We start from the raw sequence: 24,981 nt of genomic DNA, 5'->3' as shown, positions 1-24,981 counted from the left end.
CGGTAAACCCGGGCTTTAGACAGTGACTACCGTCAGGATAGACGGTTACCGGGGATAAACCATTCCCGGCGAGAATTTAGCAAGTCCTGGGCGCTCATCGCTTTTTTACCTGCCGGCTGCAATGACTCGAGGTTCAGGATGCCATTGCCGGTTGCGATCTGAATACCTTGCTTGCCAGCGGCCACGATCGTACCAGGTTCAGCACCGCTGGTTTCAGCAATGACGGATGCCTGCCACACTTTCACCGGTTGCTCATCAATTTCCAGCCAGCTCATGGGCCACGGGTTGAATGCGCGAATGCAACGTTCGAGCTGCGCAGCGGAAAGAGACCAGTCAATGCGGGCTTCTTCTTTACTGAGCTTCTCAGCGTAGGTCACCAACGCCTCATCCTGGACTTCCGGCTGAGTCGAGCCGTTTGCGAGCTGAGTTAACGTTTCCAGCAACCCTTGTGGGCCGAGTTCTGCCAGCTTGTCATACAGACTGGCGCTGGTATCTTGCGCAGAGATCGGGCAGGAGAGTTTATGCAGCATATCTCCGGTATCCAGACCGACGTCCATCTGCATGATGGTGACGCCGGTTTCAGCATCACCCGCCCAGAGTGAGCGCTGAATAGGCGCCGCGCCGCGCCAGCGCGGCAGCAAAGAGCCGTGTACGTTGATGCAGCCCAGTCGTGGCATATCCAGAACTGCTTTGGGCAGAATCAATCCGTAGGCTACGACGACCATGACATCGGCATTCAGAGAGGCTACCAGCTGCTGATTTTCCTGCGGGCGCAGGGAGACAGGCTGGAACACCGGCAGATTGTGCGCCTGTGCAAGAACCTTTACCGGGCCTGGCTGCAATTTTTTGCCGCGGCCGGCGGGGCGATCGGGCTGGGTAAATACGCCAACAATCTGGTGCCCAGACGACAGCAGCGCATCGAGATGACGCGCTGCAAAATCGGGGGTTCCCGCAAAGATAATACGTAGTGATTGTGACACGTTAGTCCTTGTCCTCAGGCACGCGTACGCAAACGGTCCAGTTTTTCAACTTTCTGGCGAATACGCTGTTGTTTAAGCGGCGACAGATAATCGATAAACAGTTTGCCTACCAGGTGATCCATTTCATGCTGGATACAGATAGCCAGCAGGCCGTCAGCATTCAGTTCAAACGGCTTGCCTTCGCGATCCAATGCACGAATCTTCACGGTTTCGGCACGTGGCACCAGTGCGCGCTGTTCCGGGATAGACAAGCAACCTTCTTCGATGCCCGTTTCACCGTCTTTTTCCAACAGCTCCGGGTTGATTAACACCAGCTGCTGTTCACGGTTTTCCGAGACATCGATAACGATAATGCGCTGATGGATATCTACCTGGGTAGCGGCCAGACCGATACCTTCTTCCGCGTACATCGTCTCGAACATATCATCAACGATACGTTGAATTTCCGCATTGACTTCTTTTACCGGTTCAGCGACTTTGCGAAGGCGCTCGTCCGGGATATGTAACACTTGCAAAACTGCCATAAAGATCCAGAGTCGTATTCAGGAGTTGATAAGATTATTAGCTCTATTCTAGACAAAACCCCCTCTAATTGACAGTCTCACTGTCCAATCGCAAAGATTGTTAAAGCCACTTATGGCAGGGGACAGGGATGGCACCTACGGAGATCTGGCTGCGTCTGATGAAGGTGAGCAACCTTTATGGCGACGGTATGGTGATGGCTGCCAGAATACTGCGTGCAGCCCGGGTGCCAGATAGTGAAGTATTGTACGCCTGCGGTCTGAGTGCAGCGCAAGTGAAGCAATTTCTATCCGTTGGCCAACGAGAGCTTGAGTCTACGCTATTGTGGCTGGAGCAACCCGGGCACCACCTGCTGCTGGCCGATAGCCCTTATTATCCGCCCCGACTGCGCGCCATCGCTGACTATCCCGGCGCGCTTTTCGTTTGCGGAGATTTGGCCGTGTTGAGCAGTTTACAGCTGGCCGTTGTCGGCAGCCGCTCCCACTCCTGGTACGGTGCTCGGTGGGGGAAACAGTTCAGCGAAGAGCTGGCGCATCTTGGTATCACCATTACCAGCGGCCTGGCTATTGGCATTGACGGCGTCGCTCACCGCGGCGCACTTGAGGCACGCGGGAAGACAATCGGCGTACTCGGCAATGGATTAGGCGCAATCTATCCGCGTCGTCATCACGCATTAGCCGGGAAGATAGTGGATAGCGGGGGAGCATTGCTGTCTGAGTTTCCCCTTACAACCTCCCCGTGGCCGGGAAATTTCCCTCGTCGGAATCGAATTATCAGCGGACTCAGTATTGGCGTGCTGGTGATTGAGGCCGCCCTGAAAAGCGGCTCGCTGGTGACGGTTCGCTGTGCGCTGGAACAAGGAAGAGAGGTTTTTGCATTACCCGGGCCGGTAGGTAATCCTGGTTCCGAAGGTCCACACTGGCTGCTTAAACAAGGCGCCATCCCCGTGACATCAGCGCAAGATATCATCGCGTATTGCCAGCAGGAGCTGCAATGGCTCCAGGATGTGCCTGACAATATAAATAATTGCATGGATCCGCCTCCCGTAGCATTGCCATTTCCAGAGCTCCTGGCTAACGTAGGAGATGAGGTAACACCTGTTGACGTTGTCGCTGAACGTGCCGGCCAATCTGTGCCAGTGACCGTAGCTCAGCTACTTGAACTGGAGTTAGCAGGCTGGATCGCAGCTGTACCCGGCGGCTATGTCCGATTAAGGAGGGCAAGCCATGTTCGACGTACTCATGTATTTGTTTGAGACTTACATCCAAAACGAAGCAGAAATGCGCGTGGACCAGGATAAACTGACCCGGGATCTCACCGATGCAGGATTCGATCGGGAAGATATCTATAACGCGTTGATGTGGCTCGAGAAACTGGCTGACTATCAAGAGGGGCTCGTTGCTCCCATGCAGCTTGCTTCTGACCCGCTCTCTTTGCGGATTTATACCGAAGAAGAGTGTCTGCGTCTGGATGCCAGTTGCCGGGGATTTTTATTATTCCTCGAGCAGATTCAGGTGTTGAACCTCGAAACGCGGGAAATGGTGATAGAGCGTGTGCTAGCTCTGGATACAGCAGAATTTGATCTGGAAGACCTGAAATGGGTGATCCTGATGGTACTGTTCAATATTCCGGGCTGTGAAAATGCCTATCAACAAATGGAAGAATTACTCTTCGAAGTAAATGAAGGTATGCTGCATTAATCTTATTGCGGCAACATCGAGTTGTTATGACCAAATTAGCACTGTTTTCGGTGCGTAAAAATGAGCCCTGCCCACAGTGCGGGGCTGAACTGGTAATCCGCTCCGGGAAACACGGGCCGTTTCTCGGTTGCTCGCACTATCCGGACTGTGACTATGTCCGTCCGCTGAAAAATCAGGCGGACGGACATATCGTAAAGGTACTGGAGGGACAGGAGTGTCCGTCTTGCGGTGCTGTTATGGTGTTGCGCCAGGGGCGCTTCGGTATGTTTGTTGGTTGCAGCCGTTATCCGGAATGTGAGCATACTGAAACTATTGATAAGCCTGACGAAACAGCGATTTCCTGCCCGCAGTGTGGGCAAGGGCAGCTGGTTCAGCGCCGTTCTCGTTTCGGCAAAACCTTTCATTCCTGCGATCGTTACCCCGATTGCCAGTTCGTTATCAACTTCAAACCGGTAGCGGGTGAATGCCCTGAATGCCACTATCCGCTATTAATCGAAAAGAAAACGGCGCAGGGCGTCAGACGCTTTTGTGCCAGTAAACAATGTGGAAAGCCGATCCCGGCGGAACAAATCAGTGAATAAGAACCTGCACTCAGAAACCGTCGCTCATGCCGTGACGGTACTGCATAACGAAGATGTCATCGCCTATCCAACAGAAGCCGTTTTTGGCGTAGGCTGCGATCCTGACAGCGAAACGGCGGTCATGCGCCTGCTGGCGCTTAAACAACGCCCCGTTGAGAAGGGGCTCATCCTGATCGCGGCCAGCTATGAACAGCTGATACCTTATATTGATGATTCGCGGCTTAATGATGCACAGCGAGCGGCGATCTTCTCCTGCTGGCCGGGGCCGGTTACTTTTGTCTTTCCGGCTCGTGCCACAACGCCACGCTGGCTGACCGGGCGTTTTGATTCCCTGGCGGTACGCGTCAGCGATCATCCGCTGGTGGTCGAATTGTGTGAGGCCTATGGCAAACCGCTGGTTTCAACCAGCGCGAATTTATCCGGTCAGCCGCCTTGCCGTACCACGGCTGAAGTTCTGACTCAGTTTGGCGCCAGTTTCCCGGTCGTCGATGGTGCAACGGGTGGTCGTCAGAATCCGTCTGAAATTCGCGATGCCCTGACGGGCGAACTCTTTCGCCAGGGATAATTTATGCAAACCTACGCTGTCTTCGGAAATCCGATCGCCCACAGTAAGTCCCCCTCTATTCACCAGCGCTTTGCGCAGCAGCTGCAGATTGCGCATCCGTATGGGCGAGTTCTGGCGCCGCTGGACGATTTTATCCATACCCTGGATACCTTCTTCGCCGAAGGGGGAAAGGGGGCTAACGTTACCGTTCCGTTCAAGGAGGAAGCGTTTGCCCGAGCGGATGAACTGACTGAGCGCGCGGCCCTGGCGGGGGCGGTGAATACCCTAAAGAGGCTGGACGATGGACGTTTGCTGGGGGACAACACCGATGGGATTGGGCTGCTGAGCGATCTGGAGCGGCTGGGGTTCATTAAACCGGGCTATCGGGTATTACTTATCGGGGCCGGCGGCGCATCGCGGGGTGTCTTGTTACCCCTGCTGTCACTGGATTGCGCTGTCACTATTGTCAACCGGACTTATTCCCGCGCGCAGGAGCTGGCGACACTGTTTGCGCATACCGGTAGTGTATGCGCGCTTGAGATGGAATCACTGGCTGGACATGAGTTCGATCTCATTATTAATGCAACTTCCAGTGGTATCAGCGGTGATGTGCCGGCAGTTCCCGCGTCCTTAATCAATACGCACGTTTATTGTTATGACATGTTTTACCAGAAGGGCTGCACACCGTTTTTACACTGGTGCCAGGATCATGGTGCGACAATGTGTGCCGATGGGCTGGGTATGCTGGTGGCGCAGGCCGCCCATGCCGTTCTGCTCTGGCATGGGGTTCTGCCAGAGATTACGCCGGTTATTCAGGCCTTACATAAGGAACTGAATACGTGAATCAGGCGATTCAGTTTCCTGACAGAGAAGAGTGGGATACCGACCGACAGTGTGTCACCTTTCCCGTGCTGGTTAATGGTATGCAGCTCACCTGTGCAATCAGGGGGGCAACGTTAAAGCAGCGCTTCGATGGTGATACCCCCGAGCAGTGGCTGGCCGCGTTTTGTCGCCATCGCTGGGATCTGGAAGAAGAAGCTGAAGTATTGATCCGCGACCAGCAGGAAGATGATCAGGGCTGGGTGTGGTTCTCCTGATCCAGATAATCGTTTTTCCATTTCACATAGTTGTTTGCTGAATAGAGCAGACCTGCCCGTTCCGCCTCCGTCAGGGGGCGGATTTGTTTCACCGGGTTGCCAAAATAGAGATAGCCGCTTTCCAGCCGTTTGTTTTGCGGGACCAGACTACCGGCGCCAATCATCACGTCGTCTTCTACTACAACGCCATCCAGCAAAATCGAACCCATGCCAACCAGCACCCGATTGCCGATAGTGCAGCCATGCAGCATGACCTTGTGACCGACGGTGACCTCTTCGCCAATGATCAGAGGATTCCCCTGAGGGTTAGAGGAGGATTTGTGGGTGACATGTAGCACGCTACCGTCCTGAATGTTAGTGCGGGCACCGATTGCCACGTAGTTAACATCTCCGCGAATAGCAACCAGCGGCCAGATGCTGACATCATCAGCCATTCGGACATCGCCGATCGCTACGCTGGTGGCATCGATCATCACTCGCTGGCCGGTTTGTGGGAATAAATCTTTATAAGGACGTAAATTAGCGGACATGGTTACCTCAATAAACCTGGGTTGTACGAAGACTTTGGTGGCTTTTGCGGCCACCTGCAACCCCTTATTGTGGTGAAAATTGAGCAATCTGAACAATAACGCCGCGAAAAGGGCGAAAAAACATCACTTGGAAAAAAAGATCGATAAAAGACTTGTGCAATAAAATGGGATCCCTATAATGCGCTCCCACTGACACGGCACATGTGAACGAGTTCACAGAGTAAGCCGGGTCGGCAGAGAAAAAATTCTGAAATTCAGGGTTGACTCTGAAAGAGGAAAGCGTAATATACGCCACCTCGCGACAGAGCGCTCAGCGCCGTCGCACTGCTCTTTAACAATTTATCAGACAATCTGTGTGGGCACTCAAAGTGACATGGATTCTTAACGTCCTCGGACGAAAAATGAATACCAAGTCTCTGAGTGAACACGTAATTCATTACGAAGTTTAATTCACGAGCATCAAACTTAAATTGAAGAGTTTGATCATGGCTCAGATTGAACGCTGGCGGCAGGCCTAACACATGCAAGTCGAGCGGTAGCACAGAGAGCTTGCTCTCGGGTGACGAGCGGCGGACGGGTGAGTAATGTCTGGGAAACTGCCTGATGGAGGGGGATAACTACTGGAAACGGTAGCTAATACCGCATAACGTCGCAAGACCAAAGTGGGGGACCTTCGGGCCTCATGCCATCAGATGTGCCCAGATGGGATTAGCTAGTAGGTGGGGTAATGGCTCACCTAGGCGACGATCCCTAGCTGGTCTGAGAGGATGACCAGCCACACTGGAACTGAGACACGGTCCAGACTCCTACGGGAGGCAGCAGTGGGGAATATTGCACAATGGGCGCAAGCCTGATGCAGCCATGCCGCGTGTATGAAGAAGGCCTTCGGGTTGTAAAGTACTTTCAGCGAGGAGGAAGGCGTTAAGGTTAATAACCTTGGCGATTGACGTTACTCGCAGAAGAAGCACCGGCTAACTCCGTGCCAGCAGCCGCGGTAATACGGAGGGTGCAAGCGTTAATCGGAATTACTGGGCGTAAAGCGCACGCAGGCGGTTTGTTAAGTCAGATGTGAAATCCCCGGGCTCAACCTGGGAACTGCATTTGAAACTGGCAAGCTTGAGTCTTGTAGAGGGGGGTAGAATTCCAGGTGTAGCGGTGAAATGCGTAGAGATCTGGAGGAATACCGGTGGCGAAGGCGGCCCCCTGGACAAAGACTGACGCTCAGGTGCGAAAGCGTGGGGAGCAAACAGGATTAGATACCCTGGTAGTCCACGCTGTAAACGATGTCGACTTGGAGGTTGTTCCCTTGAGGAGTGGCTTCCGGAGCTAACGCGTTAAGTCGACCGCCTGGGGAGTACGGCCGCAAGGTTAAAACTCAAATGAATTGACGGGGGCCCGCACAAGCGGTGGAGCATGTGGTTTAATTCGATGCAACGCGAAGAACCTTACCTACTCTTGACATCCAGAGAACTTAGCAGAGATGCTTTGGTGCCTTCGGGAACTCTGAGACAGGTGCTGCATGGCTGTCGTCAGCTCGTGTTGTGAAATGTTGGGTTAAGTCCCGCAACGAGCGCAACCCTTATCCTTTGTTGCCAGCGATTCGGTCGGGAACTCAAAGGAGACTGCCAGTGATAAACTGGAGGAAGGTGGGGATGACGTCAAGTCATCATGGCCCTTACGAGTAGGGCTACACACGTGCTACAATGGCATATACAAAGAGAAGCGACCTCGCGAGAGCAAGCGGACCTCATAAAGTATGTCGTAGTCCGGATTGGAGTCTGCAACTCGACTCCATGAAGTCGGAATCGCTAGTAATCGTAGATCAGAATGCTACGGTGAATACGTTCCCGGGCCTTGTACACACCGCCCGTCACACCATGGGAGTGGGTTGCAAAAGAAGTAGGTAGCTTAACCTTCGGGAGGGCGCTTACCACTTTGTGATTCATGACTGGGGTGAAGTCGTAACAAGGTAACCGTAGGGGAACCTGCGGTTGGATCACCTCCTTACCTGAAAGAACCTGCCTTTGTAGTGCTCACACAGATTGTCTGATGAATGATAAATTTCAAAATGTACTGAGAAGTGCATTGTGAAATTTTGCTCTTTAAAAATCTGGATCAAGCTGAAAATTGAAACGACACACTGTTTCCTTTCTCCGTAAACAAGAAAGGAAAAATGGTGTGTTCGAGTCTCTCAAATTTTCGCAATGCGGACTGTTTTACGAAACAGTTTCGGGTTGTGAGGTTAAGCGACTAAGCGTACACGGTGGATGCCCTGGCAGTCAGAGGCGATGAAGGACGTGCTAATCTGCGATAAGCGTCGGTAAGGTGATATGAACCGTTATAACCGGCGATTTCCGAATGGGGAAACCCAGTGTGATTCGTCACACTATCGTTAAGTGAATACATAGCTTAACGAAGCGAACCGGGGGAACTGAAACATCTAAGTACCCCGAGGAAAAGAAATCAACCGAGATTCCCCCAGTAGCGGCGAGCGAACGGGGAGGAGCCCAGAGTCTGAATCAGCGCGTGTGTTAGTGGAACGGTCTGGAAAGTCCGGCGGTACAGGGTGATAGCCCCGTACACTAAAATGCACACGTTGTGAACTCGAAGAGTAGGGCGGGACACGTGGTATCCTGTCTGAATATGGGGGGACCATCCTCCAAGGCTAAATACTCCTGACTGACCGATAGTGAACCAGTACCGTGAGGGAAAGGCGAAAAGAACCCCGGCGAGGGGAGTGAAAAAGAACCTGAAACCGTGTACGTACAAGCAGTGGGAGCCTCTTTTATGGGGTGACTGCGTACCTTTTGTATAATGGGTCAGCGACTTATATTCTGTAGCAAGGTTAACCGTATAGGGGAGCCGCAGGGAAACCGAGTCTTAACTGGGCGTTAAGTTGCAGGGTATAGACCCGAAACCCGGTGATCTAGCCATGGGCAGGTTGAAGGTTGGGTAACACTAACTGGAGGACCGAACCGACTAATGTTGAAAAATTAGCGGATGACTTGTGGCTGGGGGTGAAAGGCCAATCAAACCGGGAGATAGCTGGTTCTCCCCGAAAGCTATTTAGGTAGCGCCTCGTGAATTCATCTTCGGGGGTAGAGCACTGTTTCGGCTAGGGGGTCATCCCGACTTACCAACCCGATGCAAACTACGAATACCGAAGAATGTTATCACGGGAGACACACGGCGGGTGCTAACGTCCGTCGTGAAGAGGGAAACAACCCAGACCGCCAGCTAAGGTCCCAAAGTCATGGTTAAGTGGGAAACGATGTGGGAAGGCACAGACAGCCAGGATGTTGGCTTAGAAGCAGCCATCATTTAAAGAAAGCGTAATAGCTCACTGGTCGAGTCGGCCTGCGCGGAAGATGTAACGGGGCTAAACCATGCACCGAAGCTGCGGCAGCGACACTATGTGTTGTTGGGTAGGGGAGCGTTCTGTAAGCCGTTGAAGGTGGCCTGTGAGGGTTGCTGGAGGTATCAGAAGTGCGAATGCTGACATAAGTAACGATAAAGCGGGTGAAAAGCCCGCTCGCCGGAAGACCAAGGGTTCCTGTCCAACGTTAATCGGGGCAGGGTGAGTCGACCCCTAAGGCGAGGCCGAAAGGCGTAGTCGATGGGAAACAGGTTAATATTCCTGTACTCGGTGTTACTGCGAAGGGGGGACGGAGAAGGCTATGTTAGCCGGGCGACGGTTGTCCCGGTTTAAGCATGTAGGCGGGAAGTTTAGGTAAATCCGGACTTCTTTTAACGCTGAGGTGTGATGACGAGGCACTACGGTGCTGAAGTAACAAATGCCCTGCTTCCAGGAAAAGCCTCTAAGCATCAGGTAACAACGAATCGTACCCCAAACCGACACAGGTGGTCAGGTAGAGAATACCAAGGCGCTTGAGAGAACTCGGGTGAAGGAACTAGGCAAAATGGTGCCGTAACTTCGGGAGAAGGCACGCTGATGGTAGGTGAAGTGACTTGCTCATGGAGCTGAAATCAGTCGAAGATACCAGCTGGCTGCAACTGTTTATTAAAAACACAGCACTGTGCAAACACGAAAGTGGACGTATACGGTGTGACGCCTGCCCGGTGCCGGAAGGTTAATTGATGGGGTTATCCGTAAGGAGAAGCTCTTGATCGAAGCCCCGGTAAACGGCGGCCGTAACTATAACGGTCCTAAGGTAGCGAAATTCCTTGTCGGGTAAGTTCCGACCTGCACGAATGGCGTAATGATGGCCAGGCTGTCTCCACCCGAGACTCAGTGAAATTGAACTCGCTGTGAAGATGCAGTGTACCCGCGGCAAGACGGAAAGACCCCGTGAACCTTTACTATAGCTTGACACTGAACATTGAGCCTTGATGTGTAGGATAGGTGGGAGGCTTTGAAGTGTGGACGCCAGTCTGCATGGAGCCAACCTTGAAATACCACCCTTTAATGTTTGATGTTCTAACGTAGACCCGTGATCCGGGTTGCGGACAGTGTCTGGTGGGTAGTTTGACTGGGGCGGTCTCCTCCCAAAGAGTAACGGAGGAGCACGAAGGTTAGCTAATCCTGGTCGGACATCAGGAGGTTAGTGCAATGGCATAAGCTAGCTTGACTGCGAGCGTGACGGCGCGAGCAGGTGCGAAAGCAGGTCATAGTGATCCGGTGGTTCTGAATGGAAGGGCCATCGCTCAACGGATAAAAGGTACTCCGGGGATAACAGGCTGATACCGCCCAAGAGTTCATATCGACGGCGGTGTTTGGCACCTCGATGTCGGCTCATCACATCCTGGGGCTGAAGTAGGTCCCAAGGGTATGGCTGTTCGCCATTTAAAGTGGTACGCGAGCTGGGTTTAGAACGTCGTGAGACAGTTCGGTCCCTATCTGCCGTGGGCGCTGGAGAATTGAGGGGGGCTGCTCCTAGTACGAGAGGACCGGAGTGGACGCATCACTGGTGTTCGGGTTGTCATGCCAATGGCATTGCCCGGTAGCTAAATGCGGAAAAGATAAGTGCTGAAAGCATCTAAGCACGAAACTTGCCCCGAGATGAGTTCTCCCTGACTCCTTGAGAGTCCTGAAGGAACGTTGAAGACGACGACGTTGATAGGTCGGGTGTGTAAGCGTAGCGATACGTTGAGCTAACCGATACTAATGAACCGTGAGGCTTAACCTTACAACGCCGAAGCTGTTTTGGCGAAGAGACGAGATTTTCAGCCTGATACAGATTATGTCACTGCGCAGAAATGCGGGGTGGTAACAGAATTTGCCTGGCGGCGATAGCGCGGTGGTCCCACCTGACCCCATGCCGAACTCAGAAGTGAAACGCCGTAGCGCCGATGGTAGTGTGGGGTCTCCCCATGTGAGAGTAGGGAACTGCCAGGCATCAAATTTAGCGTGCTGATATGGCTCAGTTGGTAGAGCGCACCCTTGGTAAGGGTGAGGTCCCCAGTTCGACTCTGGGTATCAGCACCAGTTTTTAGGTTAAAGTTCGGCACTTAGAAAGAATTTGCCTGGCGACGAGAGCGCGGTGGTCCCACCTGACCCCATGCCGAACTCAGAAGTGAAACGCCGTAGCGCCGATGGTAGTGTGGGGTCTCCCCATGTGAGAGTAGGGAATTGCCAGGCATCAAATAAAGCAGAAGGCTCAGTCGAAAGACTGGGCCTTTTTGCTTTTCTGATTTTCAGCACCACGCGGAGATACTGTACAGTAGCGAGATATCTCCCGGCCAGGCCAGTATAGTCGCCACAAATATTCTGATAAACGAACGGCTATTAAACTAAAAAGGGCTCAGTCTTCGACTGGGCCCTTTGTTTTAGCTGCAGTTTCTGCATGCTTCCAGGATAAAAATTAGCGGGTCAGGGCCACAATACCCAGTGTCAGGCCTGCAACGGCTGCGGCACCTCCTGCAATGGCGCCTGCTGTCTCCCAGTTATCCTGAGTGGTCCCTTTCATACAGGTATTAGTATGGACTAATCGCCCCTGAGAATCATAGACCGGTACGCAGGGGGAGTCGTGGGCACAGCCGGCGAGCAGCGTCGTCAGCAGCGTCACTAAAATAAATTTGTTCATGGTAGGCCTCTGAATAATCCGTCGGGTTGTACCGCTGTCGATATATGACGGAATAGCCTATTTTACCATCGACAATATCAAGGTCAGCGGCCGAAATAATATCAATTTATGTTCAGGGTAAATATCGTGGAGATCGCGCTGGGATTATGAGGAAAATATGCAGAATAAAATAACGAAAGAGAAGTAAGAGCCATATTATTAGTCGGCCGATAATATAACAAATTGATTTTTAACATATCCGTATATTGGTTGCCGGGCGAAAAAGTGTGAAGCGAAACCTGCGTGTAAACGAAGAGCTTACTTATGTCGGCAGTATTTTCTACCCCGCTTATTGGTCGTGACTTAACATCAGGGCCAAATGCCGCCCCAGGTATGCAGCCACAGAAGCCACTACAACAGGATGCCAGGGCCCAGATGAAATCTCCATTGAGGCAGGCCATCAATGCGCTCCTGGTGCATCAGAGAGGGTTTTGTCGCAATCTGAGAGCAAGGTCTTTTCCAGGTGCATATCGAACCGGAGATGGGGGGTGTTCTCAAGCCCGTTTGATCGTATGCGCACTGGCGGTGGCGGGTCCGGATTTGATTGCAGGTACTGTGTCAGTACGCTATGAGTCTGGTCACCCGATTGATAAGCTTAAAGTTAAAACTGGTAGCCCTGGCGAGTTCAATAATGGCCAGGAGGCAGGCACAGGAGTCTCATTCCCCCGCGGCTGATATATTAAGTTGCGATAGTGCTTAACGCGCGGACAGGAGAGAGATACGCAGCGACTTTGCTTTCGCTTTATTTTCTATTACGTTCGGGTATACGGTCTGGCAGGTGTGATTTGATAAAACGGCTGCCCGGATTTGAGATTACTCTCTTTGGCAAAGTGGCATTGCAGAGTCATGCTGCTGAGCAGTGATCTGCACTTCAGCGATGCGAAATACCGATATCCGCCCTGGCAGCCGGAGAAATTCGATATGTCAGATAATAAAAAGGCGCTTCCCCATGCCGAAGAGCGCCTTTTATAACAAGCAATTAACTGATTAGTATCAGTTCATGCCGTATTTTTTCAGTTTCTTACGCAGAGTACCGCGGTTGATGCCCATCATCAGGGCCGCACGGGTCTGGTTACCACGGGTGTATTGCATCACCATGTCCAACAGGGGCTGTTCAACTTCAGCCAGTACTAGCTCATACAGGTCATTCACATCCTGACCATTCAGTTGAGCAAAATAGTTCTTCAGTGCCTGTTTAACCGAGTCACGCAGGGGTTTTTGAGTTACCTGATCCTGAGAGTTAACGGTAGAAACGGTCAGTACGTCAGAATTTACGCGTTGTTCGAACATAGTTCTGTCAGCTCTTTATTTCTGTTTACGCAAAATTTTCGAAGTATGCCTCCAACGCCTCCAGCTGATCGCTGGCATCCTCTATGGCGTTGAATGTGCGCCGAAACTGGTCATTTGGGGCGTGCTCCTGTAGATACCAGGAGACGTGTTTACGTGCAATTCGGTACCCTTTTGCCTGGCCATAAAAGTCATGCAATTCCCGAACATGCGCGCAAAGCAAACGCTTAACCTCTGCCAATGGCAGCGGGGGCAGCAGCTCCCCAGTGTCCAGATAATGCTGGATTTCCCGAAAGATCCAGGGTCTTCCCTGAGCTGCGCGGCCTATCATAAGGGCATCAGCCCCCGTATAGTCGAGCACAGCTCTGGCTTTAAGCGGGTCAGTAATGTCACCATTCGCGATAACCGGAATGGAAACTTTCTGCTTAACTGCCCGAATACTGTCGTATTCAGCGTCTCCGTTAAACAAACAGGCGCGGGTGCGTCCGTGAATAGTCAGAGCCTGAATGCCACACTCTTCAGCCAGTTGGGCAATTTCTACACAGTTACGGTGTTCCGGCTCCCAACCGGTGCGAATCTTGAGTGTCACGGGAACGTCCACTGCCTTGACGACCGCCGTCAGGATTAACTTCACCTGATCGGGATACTGCAAGAGGGCTGAACCTGCGAGCTTGCGATTCACCTTTTTCGCCGGGCACCCCATATTAATATCAATAATCTGGGCACCGCTTTCCACGTTAATACGGGCGGCTGCGGCCATCTCTTCCGGTACGCTACCGGCGATTTGCACGGTACGAATACCGGGCTCATCCACGTGCACCATCCGTAAACGGGATTTGTCGCTCTCCCAAACCTGCGGGTTGGAGGACATCATCTCGGAAACGGTTAAACCTGCTCCCATCTCGTAGCACAGCGTCCTGAATGGTCTGTCAGTAATGCCAGCCATAGGCGCTGCGATCAGGCGATTTCTGAGCTGATAGTGTCCGATGCGCATGAGTTAAGAAATGACCATACTGTGACTGCAAGGCGGCGTATATTACGCATTTTTTGCACGAGATGAAAGGCCAAACTTTGAGCAATCCTCTGTCACAGATCAATGAATCCCACATCGATAGAAAAGAGATGGATAAATTATCATATTAATCATCACCTTAATCGGTGGTGGATAATTTGTGTCCATTTATAAAATCGCAAAACTTCTCGATTTTTCTTAGAAAAAGGGCACTGTTAACGGCATAAAACGCTGTTTTTGTAGTCAAAAAAGCGCATCGTAATGCGATCTGGCTCCCATTTCTTGACGTCATTCAGCGGTTACTGGAAACAAAAAAGCGGCCCGCAGGCCGCATTCCAGAGTTACTTTCTGCGGCCGGTGATCCGACACCACTCTTCTTTCTCCACCACCGGGTCGAGGGCAAAGCGATCGGCATAGGCTTCGCAGACGCTTTCCGCCTGGCTGGCGAGAATACCGGAAAGGCCCAGCAAACCGCCTGAAACGGGCAGCACGCTGATTAACGGGGCCAGCTCACGTAATGGCCCTGCCAGGATGTTGGCGACCACCACATCGGCGCTGAGCGCTTCTGGCTGATCCTGCGGTAAATAGAGCTCCAGACGATCGGAGACACCGTTACGCTCGGCATTATCACGGCTGGCCTGAATTGCCTGCGGGTCGATATCAATACCGACAGCTTTTGCGGCACCCAGCTTCAGCGCCGCAATCGCCAGAATGCCCGAACCGCAGCCGAAATCGATAATCGTTTTACCCGTCAGATCCAGTCCGTCCAGCCATTGCAGACAGAGCGAGGTGGTCGGGTGCGTGCCGGTACCAAACGCCAGGCCCGGGTCGAGCATCACGTTGACCGCGTTTGCATCCGGTACTTCGCGCCAGCTTGGGCAAATCCACAGCCGTTCGCCGAAACGCATTGGGTGGAAATTGTCCATCCATTCACGTTCCCAGTCTTTATCTTCCAGCTGCTCGATTTTATGGGTGAAACCGGCGCCCAGCAGCGGATGCTGCTCGAGGATAGCCACCACGTCATGCATATCGCTTTCAGCATCGAACAGGCCGATAACATCGGTGTCTCCCCACAGGCGAGTTTCACCCGGCAGCGGCTCGAATACCGGCGTATCGTGGGTATCCTGGAAAGTGATGGAGACCGCGCCGGCCTCCATTAGCGCGTCGCTGAGGTCTTCAGCATGTGCGCCGGTGGTATTCAGTTTCAATTGGATCCATGGCATAGCAAAACTCTTTATTTGTCAGTAGTCATAACAGGGGCTGGTGGAACGGGCTGACCAAAACGGTTGCCCACCACAAAAGCCAGCAAACTTAGCAGCAGCGAGGGCACGATAGGATGAAAGCCCAGGTACTGAATTTTCAGGGTGGCGAGCACGGCATACAGCACGCCGCCGACGATCATCGCGCTCAGGGCTCCCGCCGCGTTGGCGCGCTCCCAGTACAGGCCCAGAACCAGTGGCCACAGGAAGACCGCTTCCAGCCCGCCAAAGGCGAGCAGGTTCAGCCAGATGATCATCTCTGGCGGACGCCATGCGGCCAGCAACAGCAGCGCGCCGAGGATCAGCGTGATCATCGCCGACATCCGCTTCAGGCGTTTCTCGTTATCCAGCTGTTCCGGGTGCAGGTTCAGGTATAAATCCTTAATGATCGTAGCGGAACTCTGCAATAACTGCGCATTGATCGTCGACATGATCGCCGCCATTGGCGCGGCAAGGAAGATCCCGGCGGCAAACGGCGGCAGTACTTTCACCATCAGCGTCGGGATGACCAGATCCGGGATGGTCAGATCCGGGATCACCGCGCGACCCAGCGCTCCGGCGAGATGCATGCCAAACATCAGGATAGCGACCACGATGGTGCCGAGAATAATCCCGCGGTGCACCGCCTTACTGTCTTTATAGGAGATACAGCGCACCGCCGTATGCGGTAGACCGATAACGCCAAAGCAGACCAGGACCCAGAAAGAGGTCATAAAAGTCGGTGACAGAATATCGTCCGCTCCCTGGGGAGAAACCAGCTTCGGATCGATATGCTCCAGGGTCTGCACCGCCATGCTCAGGCCACCCGCAGCATGAACGATACCGACGAGCAGCACGATGGTGCCTATCAGCATCACCAGACCCTGCATCGCATCATTCAACACGCTGGCGCGGAAGCCGCCGAAAGCGGTGTAGAGCGCGATACTGATACCGAAAATCAGCAAACCGGTTTCGTAAGGGATGCCTGCGGCGGTTTCCAGCAGTCGCGCGCCGCCGATAAACTGCACGGTCATCGCACCGATAAACGCAACCAGCAGGCTGAGGCTCGCCAGCCATACCAGCAGACGGCTCTGATAGCGGGCGAACAGCATATCGTTGAGCGTTACCGCGTTATACCGGCGGGCCAGAATAGCGAATTTTTTCCCCAGTACCCCTAGCGACAGCCACACGGCAGGCAGCTGGATCATCGCCAGTAGTACCCATCCGAGCCCGTATTTATATGCCGCACCCGGGCCGCCTATGAACGAACTGGCGCTGATGTAGGTGGCCGTCAGGGTCATGGCCAGCACGAAGCCGCCCATAGAACGGCTGCCGAGAAAATACTCGTTAAGGAATGCCCCGGTCGAGCGCTTGCGCATCGCATAAATCGACAGGCCAAACACCACCAGCAGGTAGGCAATAAGCGGCAGGATCACTTCAGGCTGCATCATCATCCTCCAGCGGAATATCGCGGTAGATAAACTTCACCATCGCCCAGCACAGCAGAATGAAAATCAGCGGGATCAACAGACAAGCCATTTCAAACCAGCGCGGCAGGCCGGTAAAGCCCTGCTGAGAACCAGGAATGTAAGCACTTGCTAACCATGCTGCAAGATAGAGGAGGGTAAGCCACAACGCCCAGCGGGCTTCTTTGTGGGCCTGAACAAAACGCGCGTCCATAAGGCTCCCGGGGTCAATTTAAAGCGGGGATTGTACCTTAAGGGGCTGGCAAGGGGAGAGAAAAAGAAAAAAGGCCGGATAATCCGGCCTTTTGCTGCGAATACAGGATTATTTTTCCTGTAAACCGAGTTTTTTCTCCAGATAGTGGATGTTGGTTCCACCATGCTGGAAATGCTCGTCATTCATAATGCGAATCTGCAGATCGACGTTGGTTTTGATGCCGTCGATGATCAGCTCCTGCAGCGCATTTTTCATGCGTGAAATCGCGACATCACGGTTTTCGCCGTAACAAATCAGCTTACCAATCATTGAGTCATAGTACGGAGGTACGGTGTAGCCTGCGTAGATATGAGACTCCCAGCGTACGCCGAAACCGCCTGGCGCGTGGAAGCGGGTAATTTTACCCGGGCTCGGCAGGAAGGTGTTCGGGTCTTCGGCGTTGATACGGCATTCCACCGCATGGCCACGAACCTGGACTTCTTCTTGCTTGATGGAGAGCGGCTGGCCAGCAGCGATACGCAGCTGTTCTTTGATCAGGTCAACGCCGGTAATCATTTCGGTTACCGGATGCTCAACCTGAATACGGGTGTTCATTTCAATGAAGTAGAACTCACCGTTTTCAAACAGGAACTCAAAGGTGCCTGCGCCGCGATAGCCGATGTCGACACACGCTTTAGAGCAGCGTTCGCCGATGTAGCGACGCAGTTCCGGGGTAATGCCCGGCGCCGGCGCTTCTTCGACCACTTTCTGGTGACGACGCTGCATGGAGCAGTCGCGTTCCGCCAGATAGATAGCGTTGCCCTGACCATCAGCCAGTACCTGGATCTCGATGTGACGCGGATTTTCCAGGTATTTTTCCATGTATACCATGTCGTTGCTGAATGCAGCTTTGGCTTCAGCTTTGGTCATGGAGATGGACTGGGCCAGTTCAGCATCGCTGCGTACCACGCGCATACCGCGTCCGCCGCCGCCGCCGGAGGCTTTGATGATAACCGGATAGCCGATGCGTTTTGCATGAGCGCGGTTAGCATCCATATCGTCGCCCAGCGGGCCGTCAGAACCCGGAACGGTTGGTACGCCCGCTTTCTTCATCGCGGTGATCGCGGACACTTTATCGCCCATCAGACGAATGGTGTCGGCTTTCGGGCCGATGAAGATGAAGCCTGAACGTTCAACCTGCTCAGCAAAGTTGGCGTTTTCGGACAGGAAGCCATAACCCGGATGGATGGCCACCGCGCCGGTAATTTCCGCTGCGCTGATGATTGCCGGGATATTCAGATAGCTTTTTACGGACGGAGCCGGGCCAATACAGACCGTCTCATCCGCTAACAGTACGTGTTTTAAATCGCGATCCGCAGTGGAATGCACAGCGACGGTCTTGATGCCCAGTTCTTTACAGGCACGCAGGATACGCAGTGCAATCTCGCCTCGGTTGGCGATAACAATTTTATCCAGCATGTTCGCCTCGTTACTCGATGACTACCAGCGGCTCATCAAATTCTACCGGTTGGCCGCTTTCGATCAGAATGGCTTTCACCACGCCGGATTTATCGGCTTCGATCTGGTTCATCATTTTCATCGCTTCTACGATGCACAGGGTGTCGCCCACGTTAACTTTCTGACCGACTTCCACGAACGCTTTGGCGTCCGGGCTCGGGGTGCGGTAGAAAGTACCGACCATCGGGGAACGTACGATGTGACCGCTGATTTCAGCTTTCGCCGGCGCGTCTGCCTGAGCGGCGGCCGGTGCTGCTGCAACCGGTGCCTGAGCCTGCATCATCGGCGCGGCATAAGCCTGCTGCATGACCGGGTAGCCCGCATTTGGCGCGGCACGGCTGATGCGTACAGACTCTTCGCCTTCAGAAATTTCCAGTTCGGAGATGCCTGATTCTTCAACCAGCTCGATCAGCTTTTTAATCTTACGAATATCCATGAGTGGGTTCCGTACTCTTTGTTTAGTGTGATTGTGACAGGCGTTTTACCGCCGTCTGTAAAGCGTATGAATAGCCGTCCGCACCGAGTCCGCAGATGACGCCCGAGGCGATATCCGACAGATAGGAGTGGTGACGGAACGGTTCGCGTGCATGTACGTTGCTCAGGTGAATCTCGATAAACGGGATACTGACCGCAAGTAATGCATCGCGGATAGCCACGCTGGTGTGCGTAAACGCGGCCGGATTAATCAGGATATAGTCCACAGTGTCTTTAGCCTGATGAATTCGGTCGATTAGCGCGAACTCCGCATTGGACTGCAGGTGATCCAGCGCCACGTTCAGAGCCGAAGCTTCTGATTCCAGACGGTTAACAATCTCAGAAAGCTTAAGGGTGCCATACTTCTCAGGCTCACGAGTGCCGAGCATGTTAAGGTTGGGTCCGTTTAAAAGCAAAATGCGAAATTTGTCAGCCATTGTGTGGCTATCTCCTGCCATTCTCGGGTAAAAAACAAAATATACCTTCGAAGCGCGCTTGTCACCTTTTCAGGGCCCGAAAACCCCGTCAGGAAAACCAAAGTCGCACATTATAACGATTTCGTAGCATTTGGCAGCTAAATACTGGTCTTATCAGGGAAGATTATCAACCGCTATCGTTCAAAGCGTCGCGGTTGATAAAAGATCTGCGGGAAACTGCACATATCCGATGATTATCGCCACCACTGACGGAACTTCTTGTAACGCCATGCTAAAAGCAATGCGGCCAGCACGGCATAAATCACCGGCTGCGGAGATAAAATCTTCACCGACCACAGGTAGTGAATGGGGGCAAGGATTGCCACCAGATAGACGAAGTTGTGCAAAGTTTGCCATCGGCGACCCAGTTTTCTCTGCAGCGCTTGTGTTGAGGTGGCGGCCAGCGCCAGCAAAATCAACCAGCTGATAAAACCCAAAGTCAGGTAAGGTCTGCTGACTAACTCCGAGCCCAGCAGCGCCAGATTGTTGATACCTAACTCCAGCAGCGTGTAGCTGGTGAGATGCAGCGTTGCCCAGGCAAAGCACCACAACCCGAGTAAACGCCGGGTACGAATCAACAAAGGTTGTTTAGCGTAGCGCGCGAGCGGTGAGACGAGCAAGGTCGCAAGCAAAAATTTAAGAGCCATCCTACCGGTAAAATGCTGGATATCTTTTGCCGGGTCGGCGCTAAAGTAGCCCTGTTGTCCGGCCCAGAAGAGCCAGATAAAGGGTAAGAAGCCGGCCAGATGGAGTACCCCCTTCAGCCAGGTAATCTGTTTTACGTTCAGACGCACTAGTAATACTCCCGCAGATTCAGTCCCCGATAGAGCGATGCCACCTCGTCAGCATAGCCGTTAAACAGCAGCGTCGGCTGGCGTTTAACATCAAGCACGCCGCCAGAGCCAATAACACGCTCTGTGGCCTGCGACCAGCGCGGATGATCGACGTGCGGATTGACGTTAGCGTAGAAGCCATACTCTTCCGGCCCGGCGAGATTCCAGGTGGTGGGGGGCTGCTCGCGCGTCAGCTCGATACTGACGATGGACTTGATACCTTTAAAACCGTATTTCCATGGGACGGTCAGCCGGACAGGGGCACCATTTTGCGGCGGCAGCGCTTTACCGTAAACGCCGACGCTCAGCAGCGTCAGAGGGTGCATGGCTTCATCCAGCCGCAGACCTTCTACATAAGGATAAGCCAGCCCCCCGCCGATAAAGCGATCTTTTTGCCCCGGCATCTGGTCCGGTGCATACAGAGTTTTAAAGGCGACAAAACGGGCGTTGCTGGTGGGTTCAACCAGCGCCAGCAGTTTATGTAGCGGGAAGCCGACCCAGGGCACCACCATTGACCAGGCCTCCACGCAGCGCATCCGGTAAATACGCTCTTCCAGCGGAAAGCGCCGGGTCAGGTCGTCATGATCGAGCGTCAGCGGTTTGGCCACTTCTCCGCCAATCGTGAGGGTCCAGGGATCGGTACGCAGGCTGCCGGCATTGGCCGCGGGGTCAGCTTTATCAAGACCAAATTCATAGAAGTTGTTATAGCCGGTGACTTTATCTTCCGGCGTCAGGGCGAGCGAGCTTTGCCACTCCGCGGGTTTATTAAACGTCAGCGCTTTACCTGCCGGGGCCGGCGGGCGGTCGTGACCTTTAAACCAGTCCAGGAGATCGGCCCGCGCCGTGGGGGAAAGAGAAAGAGCCGTTGCGGTGATCCCGAGTGACTTCAGAACCTGGCGGCGCTGCAGCATAAATACGGACTCTGCCGTTACATCGGCTTCCGTGAGTTTTTTGGCTTTCATGACATCCTCCGGCATGCTTTTTCCTAAGCATGACGGAGGCGGCGATTTATCGCGAATATGTCACGAAAAATTGCAGATTAGGCGATCTTCACCAGCGTCCGCCCCTGGATCTGATTGTTCATGATCTTAGCGGCGAATGCCGGGGCCTCTGCGAGCGTAATTTCCGTGGCGCTCGCGGAATAGAAGGATTCCGGCAGATCACGCACCAGACGTTGCCAGGCTTCAGCGCGACGCGCGGGCGGCGTCATGACGGAATCGACGCCCTGCAGGCGAACATTGCGCAGAATAAACGGCATCACCGTCGTTGGCAGCGCGAAGCCCCCGGCCAGGCCACAGGCGGCGACGCAGCCGCCATAGTTCATCTGCGCCAGCACCTTGGCCAGCACCTTGTCCCCGACGGTATCAATCGCGCCAGCCCACAGCTGTTTTTCCAGCGGACGGGTTTCGGCAAACTCTTCGCGACCGAGAATGCGCTGTGCGCCGAGGCTTTTCAGATATTCATGGGTACTTTCGCGGCCAGAGACTGCGACGACCGAATAGCCGAGCTGATGTAGCAGCGCAATGGCAGTACTGCCGACGCCGCCGCTGGCGCCGGTGACAATGATTTCACCATCCTGCGGACGGATGCCGGCATCCTCCAACGCCATGACGCACAGCATAGCGGTGAAGCCGGCGGTACCGATCGCCATCGCTTTACGGCCATCAAGACCTTCCGGCATCGCGACCAGCCAGTCGCCTTTCACCCGCGCACGTTCGGCCAGACCGCCCCAGTGGTTTTCACCGACGCCCCAGCCGGTCAGCAGCACTTTCTGGCCGCTGTGGAAGCGCGGATCTTCGCTTGAATGAACGGTACCGGCGAAATCGATGCCAGGAATCATCGGAAAGTTGCGGATGATTTTTCCCTTGCCGGTGATCGCCAGCGCATCTTTATAGTTAAGGCTGGACCAGTGAATATCGACGGTGACATCGCCCGGCGGCAGCTGGTCGGCGTCGATGGTTTGCACCGAGGAGATTGTTTTACCATCCTGCTGTTCTAATATTAAAGCCTGCATATGCGGGTCCTTATTTGTACAAAGATTGGAAAAAATTTTCTGCAGACTATACTCGCTATCGACATTATTACGCCGATATAACGCAATAAATTGCCAGAAACGCCAGCTTTGATAGTATGCCTCGCGCTTTAGAAAGTTAGCGCTTACTTTAGGTAAAGCGCTAGTACACGTGCCTGAAAATCTATCGGGCGGTCATTCACTCGCGGAGTTAACACAGGGATGCGATTAACGACGAAGTTCTCAGCATTTGTCACGCTGCTCACCAGCCTGACCATCTTTGTCACGCTTATAGGTGCTTCGCTGAGTTTTTATAACGGTATCCAGCTGAAGATGGAGAATCGCGTCCAGGCTGTGGCGACGATGCTGGATAACCGCCTGATCTCATCCTCGTTCGATAAGCTCGAACCGCAAATGGATGAGTTGATGACGCCGGTGGAGATTGTGCAGGTCGATTTTCTGCTTAACGGCAAGCCGGTGTACGGTCACTCGCGTAGCGACAGCTATCGTCCGCCGGGGAGTAAGAATCAGTATCGTGAAATAACGGTACCGTCGTTAAAACACCCCGGTATGACGATTCACGTGGTCTACCTCGACCCGATGGTGAATTATTTCCGCTCGCTACACATCACCGGACCCTTATCGACAGCTATCGGCCTTATGGTTCTGGTTATCTTTTTCTCCGTGCGCTGGATTCGCCGTCAGCTTGCTGGTCAGGAGCTGCTGGAGGTACGTGCTGCGCGGATCCTCAACGGCGAACGCGGGCCGCAGGTACGTGGGTCGGTACATGAGTGGCCGGCAAGCACCAGCAGCGCGCTGGATATGCTGCTTTCCGAGCTGCAGTTTGCCAGCGATCAGCGTAGTCGTATGGATACGTTGATTCGTTCTTATGCGGCGCAAGACTCGAAAACCGGGCTGAATAATCGTCTGTTCTTTGATAATCAGCTGGCAACTTTGCTGGAAGATCAGGAAAAAGTGGGTTCGCACGGTATCGTGATGATGATCCGCCTGCCGGAGTTCGATCTGTTACGTGATAACTGGGGACGAGCCGCTGCCGAAGAACACTACTTCACGCTCATCAACCTGCTGTCGACTTTTATTATGCGTTATCCCGGGGCGCTGCTGGCGCGCTACCACCGCAGTGATTTTGCTGTACTCCTTCCTCACCGTACCTTAAAAGAGGCCGATAGCATCGCCGGGTTGCTGTTAAAAGCGGTGGATGCACTGCCGCCGACGCGGATTCTTGACCGCGATGACATGATGCATATCGGTCTTTGCGCTTTCCGCAGTGGGCAGACGACCGCCCAGGTGATGGAACGCGCCGAGGCTGCGACGCGCAATGCGGTGCTACAGGGCAGCAATAGCTGGGCAGTCTACGATGACTCGTTACCGGAGAAAGGGCGCGGTAACGTCCGCTGGCGTACGCTGATTGAACAAATGCTCAGCCGCGGCGGGCCGCGACTGTACCAGAAGCCGGCCGTTACCCGCGATGGACGCGTCCATCATCGTGAACTGATGTCGCGGTTGTACGACGGTAAGGAAGAGGTGAGCGCGGCAGAATATATGCCAATGGTGCAACAGTTTGGTCTGGCGGAAGAGTACGACCGCCTGCAGATCACGCGCTTACTGCCATTTTTAAGTTTTTGGCCGGAGGAAAACCTCGCGCTGCAGGTGACGGTGGAATCATTGATCCGCCCGAGATTTCAGCGCTGGCTGCGTGATACTTTGATGCAGAGTGAAAAATCGCAACGTCGACGGATTATTTTTGAACTTGCAGAGGCAGATGTTTGTCAATATATCGGCCGCTTACAACCGGTAATGCGCCTGGTCAATGCCCTGGGTATTCGCGTTGCCGTCGTGCAGGCCGGATTAACGCTGGTTGGAACCAGTTGGATCAAGCAGTTGGATGTCGAAGTGATTAAGCTGCACCAGGGACTGTCGCGCAATATCGAAAAGCGCAGTGAGAACCAGCTGCTGGTTCAAAGCCTGGTGGAGGCCTGTAAGGGCATGCCGGTCCAGGTTTTTGCAACCGGCGTTCGCAGTCGCAGTGAATGGCAGGTGCTGTCTCAGTGCGGTGTCACGGGTGGTCAGGGGGAATTTTTTGCCGCCTCACAGCCACTTGACACAAATGTGAAAAAATATTCGCAAAGATACTCGGTTTGATCTGCCGTTTAGCGTGATTTCACGTAGAATAACGCGCGCCATAGTGAAGGGGGTGTGCTTGTCTACCTGCCGGATTATCGCAATGTAAATGCCAGTAAATGACCTTTGACGGGTTACAGATTCAGGCGCGGAGCGCTGTTGACGATTTCGCCACTGAATGGACCCGGTAAATTTGTAACGAAGGAAATGCGCTGCACTAATTTTCACCGTAGCAGATGATTTTTGCGCCTTGTCGCTGCTGCGTGTGGTTGGTAAAGTAAGCGGATTTTGTTT

At 53.5% G+C, this 24,981-nt stretch carries 22 protein-coding genes, 1 tRNA gene and 4 rRNA genes; 12 read left to right on the top strand and 15 right to left on the bottom strand.

Going from position 1 to position 24,981, the window contains the following annotated elements; all coding sequences use genetic code 11:
- Positions 1–32 precede the first annotated feature (32 nt).
- Both fmt and def read right to left on the bottom strand, forming a co-directional pair.
- A complete protein-coding gene (fmt, locus tag MC50_RS05990; protein ID WP_032690488.1) occupies positions 33–980 on the bottom strand; it encodes a methionyl-tRNA formyltransferase in 948 nt (315 codons plus the stop codon).
- A gap of 14 nt (positions 981–994) precedes the next feature.
- Entirely contained in the window at positions 995–1,504 is a 510-nt protein-coding gene (gene def, locus MC50_RS05985; RefSeq protein ID WP_032690489.1) for a peptide deformylase, read from the bottom strand.
- Between the two features lie 128 nt (positions 1,505–1,632).
- Between def and dprA the strand changes: the two genes are divergently transcribed.
- Genes dprA through MC50_RS05955 form a run of 6 tightly spaced genes read left to right on the top strand, consistent with a single transcriptional unit; the run spans position 1,633 to position 5,424 of the window.
- A complete protein-coding gene (dprA, locus tag MC50_RS05980; RefSeq protein ID WP_032690490.1) occupies positions 1,633–2,757 on the top strand; it encodes a DNA-protecting protein DprA in 1,125 nt (374 codons plus the stop codon).
- Positions 2,729–3,202, top strand: coding sequence for a DUF494 family protein Smg (smg, locus tag MC50_RS05975; RefSeq protein WP_004868322.1), 474 nt, complete (start codon positions 2,729–2,731; stop codon positions 3,200–3,202). Before dprA ends, smg begins: the two co-directional genes overlap by 29 nt.
- 26 nt (positions 3,203–3,228) lie before the next feature.
- On the top strand, positions 3,229–3,783 hold the full coding sequence (locus MC50_RS05970) for a DNA topoisomerase family protein (protein WP_047663532.1): 555 nt from the start codon (positions 3,229–3,231) through the stop codon (positions 3,781–3,783).
- Positions 3,776–4,348: an L-threonylcarbamoyladenylate synthase type 1 TsaC gene (gene tsaC / locus MC50_RS05965; RefSeq protein WP_032690491.1), complete on the top strand. Its 573-nt coding sequence runs from the start codon at positions 3,776–3,778 to the stop codon at positions 4,346–4,348. Before MC50_RS05970 ends, tsaC begins: the two co-directional genes overlap by 8 nt.
- A gap of 3 nt (positions 4,349–4,351) precedes the next feature.
- Entirely contained in the window at positions 4,352–5,170 is an 819-nt protein-coding gene (gene aroE / locus MC50_RS05960) for a shikimate dehydrogenase (RefSeq protein ID WP_032690492.1), read from the top strand.
- Positions 5,167–5,424 carry a DUF1488 family protein gene (locus tag MC50_RS05955; RefSeq protein ID WP_032690493.1) on the top strand — a complete coding sequence of 86 codons (258 nt, stop codon included), beginning with the start codon at positions 5,167–5,169 and terminating at the stop codon, positions 5,422–5,424. The genes aroE and MC50_RS05955 overlap by 4 nt, the downstream gene beginning before the upstream one ends.
- Here the strand turns inward: MC50_RS05955 and MC50_RS05950 are convergent.
- The gene (locus tag MC50_RS05950; RefSeq protein WP_032690506.1) at positions 5,400–5,954 is read right to left on the bottom strand and encodes a gamma carbonic anhydrase family protein; all 555 of its coding nucleotides are present in this window, start codon (positions 5,952–5,954) and stop codon (positions 5,400–5,402) included. The genes MC50_RS05955 and MC50_RS05950 overlap by 25 nt on opposite strands.
- 467 nt (positions 5,955–6,421) lie before the next feature.
- Between MC50_RS05950 and MC50_RS05945 the strand changes: the two genes are divergently transcribed.
- The 5 genes from MC50_RS05945 to rrf (MC50_RS05925) all read left to right on the top strand — a co-directional run bounded on the left by MC50_RS05945 (position 6,422) and on the right by rrf (MC50_RS05925) (position 11,553).
- A 16S ribosomal RNA gene (locus MC50_RS05945) occupies positions 6,422–7,961 on the top strand.
- Positions 7,962–8,194: 233 nt separating this feature from the next.
- Positions 8,195–11,101 (top strand): 23S ribosomal RNA (locus MC50_RS05940).
- Between the two features lie 93 nt (positions 11,102–11,194).
- Positions 11,195–11,310, top strand: a 5S ribosomal RNA gene (gene rrf / locus MC50_RS05935).
- Between the two features lie 14 nt (positions 11,311–11,324).
- Positions 11,325–11,400: transfer RNA gene (locus MC50_RS05930), tRNA-Thr, on the top strand.
- Between the two features lie 37 nt (positions 11,401–11,437).
- Positions 11,438–11,553 (top strand): 5S ribosomal RNA (gene rrf, locus MC50_RS05925).
- The 16S, 23S and 5S rRNA genes sit together here with 1 tRNA gene alongside, the layout of an rRNA operon.
- A gap of 223 nt (positions 11,554–11,776) precedes the next feature.
- Here the strand turns inward: rrf (MC50_RS05925) and MC50_RS05920 are convergent.
- The 12 genes from MC50_RS05920 to acuI all read right to left on the bottom strand — a co-directional run bounded on the left by MC50_RS05920 (position 11,777) and on the right by acuI (position 22,548).
- A complete protein-coding gene (locus MC50_RS05920; RefSeq protein WP_032690531.1) occupies positions 11,777–11,998 on the bottom strand; it encodes a hypothetical protein in 222 nt (73 codons plus the stop codon).
- A 1,032-nt stretch (positions 11,999–13,030) separates the two neighbouring features.
- Positions 13,031–13,327, bottom strand: a complete 297-nt coding sequence (gene fis, locus MC50_RS05915) for a DNA-binding transcriptional regulator Fis (protein WP_000462905.1) — start codon at positions 13,325–13,327, stop codon at positions 13,031–13,033.
- A 25-nt stretch (positions 13,328–13,352) separates the two neighbouring features.
- Positions 13,353–14,318, bottom strand: a complete 966-nt coding sequence (dusB, locus tag MC50_RS05910; protein WP_032690532.1) for a tRNA dihydrouridine synthase DusB — start codon at positions 14,316–14,318, stop codon at positions 13,353–13,355.
- Positions 14,319–14,677: 359 nt separating this feature from the next.
- Complete coding sequence (gene prmA / locus MC50_RS05905; protein WP_032690533.1) at positions 14,678–15,559, bottom strand: 50S ribosomal protein L11 methyltransferase; 882 nt, start codon at positions 15,557–15,559, stop codon at positions 14,678–14,680.
- An 11-nt stretch (positions 15,560–15,570) separates the two neighbouring features.
- Positions 15,571–17,022: a sodium/pantothenate symporter gene (gene panF, locus MC50_RS05900; RefSeq protein WP_032690534.1), complete on the bottom strand. Its 1,452-nt coding sequence runs from the start codon at positions 17,020–17,022 to the stop codon at positions 15,571–15,573.
- Positions 17,012–17,254, bottom strand: a complete 243-nt coding sequence (locus tag MC50_RS05895; RefSeq protein ID WP_004868304.1) for a YhdT family protein — start codon at positions 17,252–17,254, stop codon at positions 17,012–17,014. The genes panF and MC50_RS05895 overlap by 11 nt, the downstream gene beginning before the upstream one ends.
- Positions 17,255–17,362: 108 nt before the next feature.
- Complete coding sequence (accC, locus tag MC50_RS05890) at positions 17,363–18,712, bottom strand: acetyl-CoA carboxylase biotin carboxylase subunit (protein WP_004868303.1); 1,350 nt, start codon at positions 18,710–18,712, stop codon at positions 17,363–17,365.
- 10 nt (positions 18,713–18,722) lie between these two features.
- On the bottom strand, positions 18,723–19,187 hold the full coding sequence (gene accB, locus MC50_RS05885; protein ID WP_032690535.1) for an acetyl-CoA carboxylase biotin carboxyl carrier protein: 465 nt from the start codon (positions 19,185–19,187) through the stop codon (positions 18,723–18,725).
- A 22-nt stretch (positions 19,188–19,209) separates the two neighbouring features.
- A complete protein-coding gene (aroQ, locus tag MC50_RS05875) occupies positions 19,210–19,662 on the bottom strand; it encodes a type II 3-dehydroquinate dehydratase (RefSeq protein WP_004868300.1) in 453 nt (150 codons plus the stop codon).
- Between the two features lie 233 nt (positions 19,663–19,895).
- The gene (gene msrQ / locus MC50_RS05870; RefSeq protein ID WP_032697415.1) at positions 19,896–20,495 is read right to left on the bottom strand and encodes a protein-methionine-sulfoxide reductase heme-binding subunit MsrQ; all 600 of its coding nucleotides are present in this window, start codon (positions 20,493–20,495) and stop codon (positions 19,896–19,898) included.
- Entirely contained in the window at positions 20,495–21,496 is a 1,002-nt protein-coding gene (gene msrP, locus MC50_RS05865) for a protein-methionine-sulfoxide reductase catalytic subunit MsrP (RefSeq protein WP_032697416.1), read from the bottom strand. Before msrP ends, msrQ begins: the two co-directional genes overlap by 1 nt.
- Before the next feature lie 77 nt (positions 21,497–21,573).
- Positions 21,574–22,548, bottom strand: a complete 975-nt coding sequence (gene acuI, locus MC50_RS05860; protein WP_032690538.1) for an acrylyl-CoA reductase (NADPH) — start codon at positions 22,546–22,548, stop codon at positions 21,574–21,576.
- 219 nt (positions 22,549–22,767) lie between these two features.
- Between acuI and csrD the strand changes: the two genes are divergently transcribed.
- Positions 22,768–24,708 (top strand): RNase E specificity factor CsrD, encoded by a 1,941-nt coding sequence (gene csrD / locus MC50_RS05855; RefSeq protein ID WP_032690539.1) that lies wholly within the window; start codon positions 22,768–22,770, stop codon positions 24,706–24,708.
- Positions 24,709–24,981 lie beyond the last annotated feature (273 nt).

The organism is Klebsiella planticola (genome assembly GCF_000783935.2).
In the GTDB taxonomy this organism is placed as follows: domain Bacteria; phylum Pseudomonadota; class Gammaproteobacteria; order Enterobacterales; family Enterobacteriaceae; genus Klebsiella; species Klebsiella planticola.
The sequence above is the reverse complement of the archived record's forward strand: the minus strand, read 5'-3'. Positions and strand labels throughout refer to the sequence as shown.

Coding starts and splice junctions, on each gene's coding strand:
- smg (WP_004868322.1), top strand. CDS start 2,729: ATGTTCGACGTACTCATGTATTTGTTTGAGACTTACATCCAAAACGAA.
- acuI (WP_032690538.1), bottom strand. CDS start 22,548: ATGCAGGCTTTAATATTAGAACAGCAGGATGGTAAAACAATCTCCTCG.
- MC50_RS05970 (WP_047663532.1), top strand. CDS start 3,229: ATGACCAAATTAGCACTGTTTTCGGTGCGTAAAAATGAGCCCTGCCCA.
- MC50_RS05950 (WP_032690506.1), bottom strand. CDS start 5,954: ATGTCCGCTAATTTACGTCCTTATAAAGATTTATTCCCACAAACCGGC.
- dusB (WP_032690532.1), bottom strand. CDS start 14,318: ATGCGCATCGGACACTATCAGCTCAGAAATCGCCTGATCGCAGCGCCT.
- fis (WP_000462905.1), bottom strand. CDS start 13,327: ATGTTCGAACAACGCGTAAATTCTGACGTACTGACCGTTTCTACCGTT.
- msrP (WP_032697416.1), bottom strand. CDS start 21,496: ATGAAAGCCAAAAAACTCACGGAAGCCGATGTAACGGCAGAGTCCGTA.
- aroQ (WP_004868300.1), bottom strand. CDS start 19,662: ATGGCTGACAAATTTCGCATTTTGCTTTTAAACGGACCCAACCTTAAC.
- MC50_RS05895 (WP_004868304.1), bottom strand. CDS start 17,254: ATGGACGCGCGTTTTGTTCAGGCCCACAAAGAAGCCCGCTGGGCGTTG.
- prmA (WP_032690533.1), bottom strand. CDS start 15,559: ATGCCATGGATCCAATTGAAACTGAATACCACCGGCGCACATGCTGAA.
- accC (WP_004868303.1), bottom strand. CDS start 18,712: ATGCTGGATAAAATTGTTATCGCCAACCGAGGCGAGATTGCACTGCGT.
- accB (WP_032690535.1), bottom strand. CDS start 19,187: ATGGATATTCGTAAGATTAAAAAGCTGATCGAGCTGGTTGAAGAATCA.
- dprA (WP_032690490.1), top strand. CDS start 1,633: ATGGCACCTACGGAGATCTGGCTGCGTCTGATGAAGGTGAGCAACCTT.
- def (WP_032690489.1), bottom strand. CDS start 1,504: ATGGCAGTTTTGCAAGTGTTACATATCCCGGACGAGCGCCTTCGCAAA.
- aroE (WP_032690492.1), top strand. CDS start 4,352: ATGCAAACCTACGCTGTCTTCGGAAATCCGATCGCCCACAGTAAGTCC.
- panF (WP_032690534.1), bottom strand. CDS start 17,022: ATGCAGCCTGAAGTGATCCTGCCGCTTATTGCCTACCTGCTGGTGGTG.
- MC50_RS05920 (WP_032690531.1), bottom strand. CDS start 11,998: ATGAACAAATTTATTTTAGTGACGCTGCTGACGACGCTGCTCGCCGGC.
- csrD (WP_032690539.1), top strand. CDS start 22,768: ATGCGATTAACGACGAAGTTCTCAGCATTTGTCACGCTGCTCACCAGC.